The following is a 3,744-nucleotide window of genomic DNA, read 5'->3' as shown; positions in this document are numbered from 1 at the left end:
TCTGCTCTTTCTTCTTCTTTAAGAGCTTTTTGTAAGTTTTTCTTTTCTTCTAAATCTAGGAAATCTTTAGCTGGCATAAGTAGAATTTTTCTCAAGTTACTATTTCTATTTTAGGTGGTTTAAGTGCGTTTTAGCTTAATAGATTTCTGGCGTTGCTGATTTGTGATAGGAATCTTCTTGTGTGGGGTTTTTAAAACCTGGAGCCAAACTAGCTTTCTAGCTCTTGCCTTCTGCCTTTCCTAACCAAGAAGTTAATTTCATCCTATTACTTATTGATACCTTGAGTCAGCAAGGCCAGCAGCAGAAAAATTAATTCTGACTTAAAAATAAACTGGGCAATCCGATAAGATTATCTTGCTTAAAAAAGATCGAATTTTGTTGTCGCAATTTACCGATTAATCTTGTTACTGTTACTCTGGTAGTGCCGATGGCGCTGGCAATTTGAGCGTGAGTTAGGGGATAGGGAAGATAATAGCCTTCCACACAGGGTTGACCGTATTCTTCCAATAATAGAACCAAGAACCCCATTAATCGATCGAGGGAGCGTTTTTGACCGAGAATACTCAACCAAAATAACTTACGCTGGTATTGATGGCGAAAAGTTTCCATAACAGCCGATCGCAATTGCGGCCATTTTTCTAGGTCTTCCCAGTATAACCAGACTAACTCGGTTTGGTCTAGATGAGCTTGGGCTTGTAATTGAAAGGGAAATTGAGAAAAAATCTCAAAGGGTTGACCTGCACCCACAAAACCGAGAAATACTTCCTCGCTATCGGCAATAGATAGTTTACGGGGGGATTTTTGGTCGATAACGTTAACTTGTGCCTTGCCAACAATACGAATCGCCCCAGATTCCACAAAGTATAACAGTCCGGGGCGCGTGGCTACTCTTTCATCTTTGGCAAAGGTATGGTTACGATAATGGGATTTTGCCCAGTTAAAGATTTCTGTTTCTTGACCGATTAAGGGGATAAAATCCGACGAAGGAACCGAAGAAGACATTAAAATTAATAACCCACTGGGGCGTTGAGGGAACTGTAAACTAATGTAACAAAAAATTTCTGCGATTGGGGGGGGTCTTGTGGCTGCTAGATGGTTATTGGTCAATAATCCCTAAAAGTCGCGGAGATTGAGCAGATAGGAGAATTATTAAGTATTCTTGGCAGTATCCCCGCCCCAATGTTACAAAAGCTAGATAATTGCTTTATCTATTCTTAACTTTTTCTCGCTTTTCTGGGGACTATGGCTTAGGATAGGATGCGTAACTATAATTTTCTATCCGATGATAAATGATAGATGATAGTTGATAGATAACTTAAATTTATACTTTTACTTAAAAACTTCGGTCAAACTTGTATGAATAGCATTAGACAAAAAGTTGAATCCCTCTTGAATCAATTACCAGATGATTGTTCAATTGAAGATATTCAGTATCATTTATACGTTCTAGAGAAGGTGCGTCAAAGTTTGAACGCTGGCTCTCTAGAGAATACAATCCCCCAAGAAGAAGTTGAGGGTCTTTTAAACAAATGGCTGATCGAGTGAATTATCGCCTTGTCTGGTCGCCCAAAGCAATTGAAGACGTGGATGCGATCGCATCTTATATTAGTCGGGATTCCCCTTCCTACGCGGCGGCCGTCGTGCGCCGAATTCTTGATATCAGCTATTCTTTAGAAAATTGTCCCCTAGAAGCGAAAAAATGCGCCGAATTTAGCGATGATACCATCCGAGAAAAGTCTGCCTACTCCTATCGTCTGATCTATCAAATTCAAGGGTCAGTAGTTATTATAGCGGCGATCGTCCATAGTAAGCATTTCTTGGATTGATCTAGTCAGTGATCAGTTATCAGTGATCAGTTATCAGTGATCAGATTTGAGTTTTCAGTTCACAAGGGCCGAATCTAAAACCAAATTTGTTAAGCTAAAAGCCTGAATCTACTCAGTTTCTAACCTTCTTTTTAGGTAGGAGAATTGCCAGATTCTTTCTTGGAGCCTATTGCCTGTTGCCTATTGCCTTCAGTTTACTGATTACTGATTACTGTTTACTGATCACTGAAAAGTCCCCCACCCCCCAATTTTGAGCCTAATTCCCGCTTAATCCGGTTGAGAATCGAGGTTTCATCGAGGGAATCGAGAATACTGGCTACCACTGCCTTCGGGCCATCGGGTCCCCAAGTGGCCCCATTAGCGAGATAGGTTTTCGTCACTTGGCCGATCGCGTAACAGGATACACCGGCGACTCCCGCTTGAGTTAGGGCGATCGAAGTATAGGGAAGGAGAGAAATGCCGCCAGTGGCAGGAATCGAGAGGCCAAGCAGTCCTTTTAGGGAACTTAAGCCCAAAACCGCTAAAAATTCGCTGGCACTAATGCCTCCCATATTGAGGGCAATTTTTTGTAAAAGAGCGATCGCCCCCTGACGAGTTAAATCGATGCCGTATAAGCGAGAAAGAGCGAGAATCATAGCCAGATCGATAACTGCTCCCGTAAACAGATCCAACACCGTCACCGGATTAAGAGCGATCGCCGATGCTTTGATCATCACTGCTTTTTGAATCAATTGATTAGCACCGCGATCACGGATAGCCATTTTGCGGGCGACAATTTGCTCGTTTACCTCGTCTGCATACAGCATAGAATTGAGTGCTACCAGCGATTTACCCTCTCGCTCTAGAATTTCCAAAATTTTGAGTTTCAGGGCTTCTATCTGGGGTTTTCCTCGAAATCGTTGCGTTTTTAGCCGCCCATCCTGCCCTTTAACCATCTCCGCCAGGAGGGGAGAGGCTGCCACCATAACAATCTCATCGGGGGAGAGTAATTCTTTCACCCGTTCTGAGGCGATTTTCTCATAGATAGCGAGGCGATCGACTTCTGGATACTGATCGATTTTATTAAAGACCAAAATCATCGGTTTTCCCGCTTCCCGCAACTTGGCCAGGGCGGAAAATTCCACTTTGGTCATATCACCGGAGATGATAAAAAGGATTAAATCCACCTGCTGCGCCACCTGACAGGCGAGAATTTCCCTCGTTTGCCCATCTACCTCATCAATACCGGGAGTATCAAGCAATTGCACCTGAGCATTACCATGGCCGTTCAGGGTCAGACGCGCTAGATTGGGGAAAGTATCATCGCTGCTTAACTGCCAATTTACCCCTTTAATGGTGCGGGTAACTCCGTGTAGAGGACCGGTTGTAAAGATTTCTTGACCGACCAGAGCATTTAAAATCGAGGATTTTCCCCGGCCCACCAGACCAAAAGCGGCAATTTGAATCAGGGATCGATCGAGTTTTTCTAGCAGTCCCACTAGGCGCTCAATCTCCGCTTCTAGACCAATTTTCTCGATCGAGGTAAGATCCAGACGCTCAACAAGTTTGCTCAGAGAATTGCGCGCCTGATTATAGTTGAGTTCTTCTTGAATAGTGCCGACACCTCGAAGCGCTTGTTCTAGGTCTTCGGTATTCCAAGCTCGATCGAGGAACGGGTCAGAGGTCATTTCAGTTATCAGTTATCAGTTATCAGTGACTGAGTGGGTGGGTGTTAAAAATTGTCAGATACTCCCCTTATCAAGGGGGTATCCATCTTCAATTTAATTATAACCAGCTTATTATCGAAAATTTGGGTTAAAACCCCGTCGTTTTACGACGGCTTTAAGCTACAATGGAAAAAGCGATAACCAAGCTAAAAACTGAACCTTGACAACAGATAGTAGGGGGTTTCGTTCAGAAAAGACTTCAAATTCGGCCT

4 protein-coding genes are annotated in these 3,744 nt (G+C 43.3%); 2 read left to right on the top strand and 2 right to left on the bottom strand.

From position 1 onward, the window contains the following. Window positions 1-309: 309 nt before the first annotated feature. Complete coding sequence (locus IM322_RS09080) at window positions 310-1,002, bottom strand: Crp/Fnr family transcriptional regulator (protein ID WP_286824435.1); 693 nt, start codon at window positions 1,000-1,002, stop codon at window positions 310-312. Window positions 1,003-1,356: 354 nt separating this feature from the next. Between IM322_RS09080 and IM322_RS09075 the strand changes: the two genes are divergently transcribed. Next, the gene (locus IM322_RS09075; RefSeq protein ID WP_287675102.1) at window positions 1,357-1,545 is read left to right on the top strand and encodes a hypothetical protein; all 189 of its coding nucleotides are present in this window, start codon (window positions 1,357-1,359) and stop codon (window positions 1,543-1,545) included. Continuing rightward, window positions 1,530-1,826, top strand: a complete 297-nt coding sequence (locus tag IM322_RS09070) for a type II toxin-antitoxin system RelE/ParE family toxin (RefSeq protein ID WP_286824434.1) — start codon at window positions 1,530-1,532, stop codon at window positions 1,824-1,826. The genes IM322_RS09075 and IM322_RS09070 overlap by 16 nt, the downstream gene beginning before the upstream one ends. A 215-nt stretch (window positions 1,827-2,041) precedes the next feature. Here the strand turns inward: IM322_RS09070 and IM322_RS09065 are convergent, their stop codons facing one another. Beyond that, window positions 2,042-3,493, bottom strand: a complete 1,452-nt coding sequence (locus IM322_RS09065) for a GTP-binding protein (protein ID WP_287675100.1) — start codon at window positions 3,491-3,493, stop codon at window positions 2,042-2,044. Between the last annotated feature and the right edge of the window lie 251 nt (window positions 3,494-3,744).

The sequence above is a fragment of the Microcystis sp. M109S1 genome (genome assembly GCF_020247025.1).
GTDB lineage: Bacteria > Cyanobacteriota > Cyanobacteriia > Cyanobacteriales > Microcystaceae > Microcystis.
The sequence above is the reverse complement of the archived record's forward strand: the minus strand, read 5'-3'. Positions and strand labels throughout refer to the sequence as shown.